Annotated in this window: 5 protein-coding genes; 2 read left to right on the top strand and 3 right to left on the bottom strand. The window is 74.0% G+C overall.

Translation table 11 applies throughout. The annotated features are described in order from the left end of the window. The coding region (locus EAO71_RS00350; RefSeq protein WP_147975766.1) for a DUF5134 domain-containing protein at positions 1-292 on the bottom strand (292 nt) is incomplete at its 3' end. Between the two features lie 217 nt (positions 293-509). Here EAO71_RS00350 and EAO71_RS00345 point away from each other — a divergent pair. Next, positions 510-1,061, top strand: coding sequence for a GNAT family N-acetyltransferase (locus EAO71_RS00345; protein WP_147975734.1), 552 nt, complete (start codon positions 510-512; stop codon positions 1,059-1,061). 21 nt (positions 1,062-1,082) lie between these two features. Here the strand turns inward: EAO71_RS00345 and EAO71_RS00340 are convergent, their stop codons facing one another. After that, positions 1,083-1,766, bottom strand: coding sequence for a glycerophosphodiester phosphodiesterase (locus EAO71_RS00340; RefSeq protein WP_147975733.1), 684 nt, complete (start codon positions 1,764-1,766; stop codon positions 1,083-1,085). A 253-nt stretch (positions 1,767-2,019) separates the two neighbouring features. Continuing rightward, positions 2,020-2,646 carry a PadR family transcriptional regulator gene (locus EAO71_RS00335; protein ID WP_187282495.1) on the bottom strand — a complete coding sequence of 209 codons (627 nt, stop codon included), beginning with the start codon at positions 2,644-2,646 and terminating at the stop codon, positions 2,020-2,022. A gap of 51 nt (positions 2,647-2,697) precedes the next feature. On the opposite strand from EAO71_RS00335, the gene EAO71_RS00330 reads away from it, so the two are divergent. Next, the coding region (locus tag EAO71_RS00330; protein ID WP_147975764.1) for an LLM class flavin-dependent oxidoreductase at positions 2,698-3,848 on the top strand (1,151 nt) is incomplete at its 3' end.

Genomic DNA, 3,848 nt, shown 5'->3' with positions numbered 1-3,848 from the left:
GCTGACCCGGGACGCCGCCGGCCGTCCCCGCCTCACAAGGGGCGTGGCCCGACGCGCCGGGCGAAACCGTGGCGTACGTCACTTGCCGCGCGCGCAACGACGCGACCCCGAACACCACGGCGTACACCGACCAGCTCCAGACCGGCGGCGTGAGCACCGCCGCCGGCAGGGCCATCGCGGCCATCCCGAAGCCCATCACGGCCTCGCCGCCGGCGGCCCTGCGCTCCTCGCCCGCGCACCCGCGCCGACGCAGCAGGCAGTACACCGCGCTCGCCGCGCACAGCGCGACCATCGCCCACGCCGGCCACGCAGCCCACGCCGCTCCGTGCACCGCACACCTCCCCGTCCGACGGCGCCGCTCGGCCCCCCGGGTGCATGCCCAGCCACACCGGGGCACACGCGAGCGCAGAGGCGCGCAGGGGCGTACGAGGGGGAGCGCGCCCTCACGTTAGGCTCGGGGCCGATCGCCTTCACCGATCGATCAGCGCCCCGAGGGGAGACCGAACACCATGGACACCGCCGCGCCCCAGGACACCGGCCGGATCACCTACCGCGACGCGGTCGAGGACGACGTCCCGGTCCTGGTCCCGCTGGTCGAGTCGGCCTACCGCGGCGACTCCAGCCGGGCCGGCTGGACCACCGAGGCGGACATCCTCCAGGGCCAGCGGACCGACGCGGAGGGCGTCCGGGACGTCATCACCGCCGAGGGCAGCCGCCTGATGGTGGTCGAGAGGGACGGCCGGGTCATCGCCTGCTGCCAGCTGGAACACCGCGGCGACGCCGCCTACTTCGGCATGTTCGCGGTCAGCCCGGCGCTCCAGGGCGCCGGCCTGGGCCGCCTGATCATCACCGAGGCGGAGCGGCGGGTCCGCGAGATCTGGGGCGTGCGCGAGATGCACATGACGGTGATCTCGGTCCGCGAGGAGCTCATCGCCTGGTACGAGCGGCGCGGCTACCGCCGTACGGGACGGATGACCCCGTTCCCGTACGGCGACGAGCGCTTCGGCGTCCCGCAGCGCGACGACCTGCAGTTCGAGCTGCTGGTGAAGGAACTGGTCTGAGGGCCCCCGGCCGGGGGCGGGTCAGGCCGTGAAGCGGCCGGTGCGGCGGATCTCCGGATAGTCGGTCGTCGCGCCGTCCAGCTCCAGGGCCCGCGCCAGCCGCAGGTGCTCCTGGGTGTTCACCACCCAGCCGATCACCCGCAGCCGCTCCGCGTGGGCCCGCTCGACGGTCGCCAGCGTCAGGTGCCGGATGTTGAGGACGAGCGCGCCGGCCCCGACCGCGAGGGCCCGGTCCACGACGTCGTCGCCCCAGCGGTCCGCGACCAGGGCCGTGCGGACACCGGGCACGAGACGGGCGGTCTCGGCGATCGCCTCGTCGTGGAAGGACAGCACCTCCACCCGCTCGGCCAGGTCGCGCCGGTTCAGCACGCCGGCGAGCGCCTGGGCCGCCGCCACGTCCTTGATCTCGGCCTGGAGCGGGGCCCGCACCGCGTCCAGGACCTCCTCGAAGACGGGGACGCGCTCCCCGTCGCCGGCGTCCAGTTCGCGCAGCTCGGCGAGGGTCTGCGCGGAGATCGGGCCGCTGCCGTCGGTGGTGCGGTCGACGTCCGCGTCGTGCATGACGACGAGTGCGCCGTCCTTGCTCAGGTGGAGATCCAGCTCGATGGCGTCCATCCCGGCCCGCTCCGCCCGCACGAACGAGCGCAGGGTGTTCTCGGGTTCGACGCCCATGACTCCGCGATGACCGATGGTGAGGAAAGTCAAGACCTTCTCGCTTCCGTCGATGTCCCGGCCCGGGGACCCCTCCGGGCACCCGGTGCGGCTCGGGGCGCAGCCTAACGGCTGGACATCGAGAGGTCAGCGCACGTGCGGGTGTCGGCCGCCCCGGTTATCCGGGCCGGGCCCCACCCGGCCGGGGCGTCCCGGGGTCGTCGCAGGTGACGAGAAGCAGCCGGGCGTCCGGGGGCGCCCGAGCCACTCGCCCGCCGGGCGGCGGCCGGCCACCGCGCCGGCCGCCTCACGCCCCGTCGCACCGATCCTCGGACCGTCCGTCGGCGGGGAGGTGGTCCAGGTCCGTGAGCATCTCCCGGGCCAGCTCCAGCTCGGCCAGGAGCCGGCGCTCGCTCCAGCGCAGGGCCACCACCGGGTGCCGCCAGCGCGGTTCCTCCCGCGCCCGGGCCAGGGCGGCCCGTACCTCGGCCAGTTCGTCGTGGGTGAGGGCGAGATGGTCCTCCACCAGGGCCCGCAGGCGTTCCGGCGCGGCCAGGTGCCCGAGCCACACCCGCAGGACCAGCGGGTGCTTGAGCACCACCGGGCCGCCCTCCCCGGCCGCCCACGCGTCCAGCGCGGCCCGGCCCGCGTCGGTGATCGCGTACCGGCGCTTGGCCCGCGGCTCCTCGGGCCCGGACCGCGCGGACGTGACGTAACCCCGTTCCTCCAGCCGCCGCAGCTCGGCGTAGATCTGGCTGATCGCGGGAGACCAGTGGAAGAAGCGGAGCGAGGAGTCGGCCCACTTCTTCAGCTCGTACCCGGTGCGCTCGCCGGGGAACGAGAGCAGGCCGAGCACGGCCCAGGCGGTCTGCGGCAGTTCCGGTGCCGGGCCGTGCGGGATGTCTTGCCCGTTCGCGATATGACGACTAGTCATATGGCGAATTGAAATGAAGACAGCGCACGGACACAACCCCCTGGAGGGCACGTGAAGTTCTCCGTGATCTTCGAGGCGCAGCTGGCCGACCCGACGGTGGAGCACGAGCACCAGGTCGTCCGGGACTGCGTCGAACAGGCCGTTCTCGCCGAGGAGATGGGGTTCGACCGGATCTGGGCGGTCGAGCACCACTCCCTGAAGTGGTACGCGCACATGTCCGCCCCTGAGGTCTTCCTCGGCTACGTGGCCGCCCGGACCAGCAGGATCCGCCTCGGCCACGGCGTCGTCTGCATGCCGTTCCGGTTCAACCACCCGGCCCGCGTCGCCGAACGCGCCGCCATGCTGGACCTCCTCTCCGGCGGCCGGGTCGACCTCGGCGCGGGCCGCGGCGGCACGGAGCAGGAGACCTCGCTCTGCGGTGTGGACCGGGACCGCACGGCCCGGGAGGTCGAGGACGCCCTGCGCATCATCGGCGCCGCCTGGCAGAAGGAGGAGCTGGAGTACCACTCCGAGCTGATCAGCATCGACCCGCACCCGATCCTGCCCCGCCCGCGCCAGACGCCCCATCCGCCCCTCTTCCTCGCCTGCAGCCGTGCCGAGACCCTCGTCCAGGCGGCCGAGCTGGGCATCGGCGCCCTGGTGATGGGTTTCGCCGGGCCGGAGTCGATCGCCGGGATGCGGCGGACGTACGACGCCGCCCGGGCCGCCCGCACGGGGGACCGGTTCGTCTCCACCGTCGTCAACGACCACTTCTCCGTGCTCTGCCCCACGATCGTCCTCGACGACCGGGCCGAGGCCCGGCGCGTCGGCATCCGGGGCCAGCGGTTCTTCGCCCAGTCCATCGGCCACTGGTACGGGGGCGCCGGGATACCCGACGAGGCGGTGGTGGCGGGCGCCACCGGCGCCGACGAGGAGGCGGCGATGCGCCGGGCCTCGGAGCAGGTCGTGGCGCGCCTGCACGAGCAGCGCATCCCGGTGCGGCCCTCCGCCACGGCCACCTTCCACGCCGACCACGCCTACGGCACCGCCGAGGACGCCGTCGCGTACGTGGAGCGGCTCCGGGACGCGGGCGCCGACGAGATCATGTGCCTGATCCAGATGGGCACGGTGCCGCAGGAGGCGTGCCTGGAGACGCTCCACGTACGCGACGGCGTCCTCGGCGGTGCCGTAGGCGTGGTCGGCGTGGAAGGTGGCCGTGGCGG

This window comes from Streptomyces sp. MS191 (genome assembly GCF_008042125.1).
Classification (GTDB): Bacteria; Actinomycetota; Actinomycetes; order Streptomycetales; family Streptomycetaceae; genus Streptomyces.
Note: the sequence above shows the minus strand (reverse complement) of the source record. Positions and strands in the feature narration are given on the sequence as shown.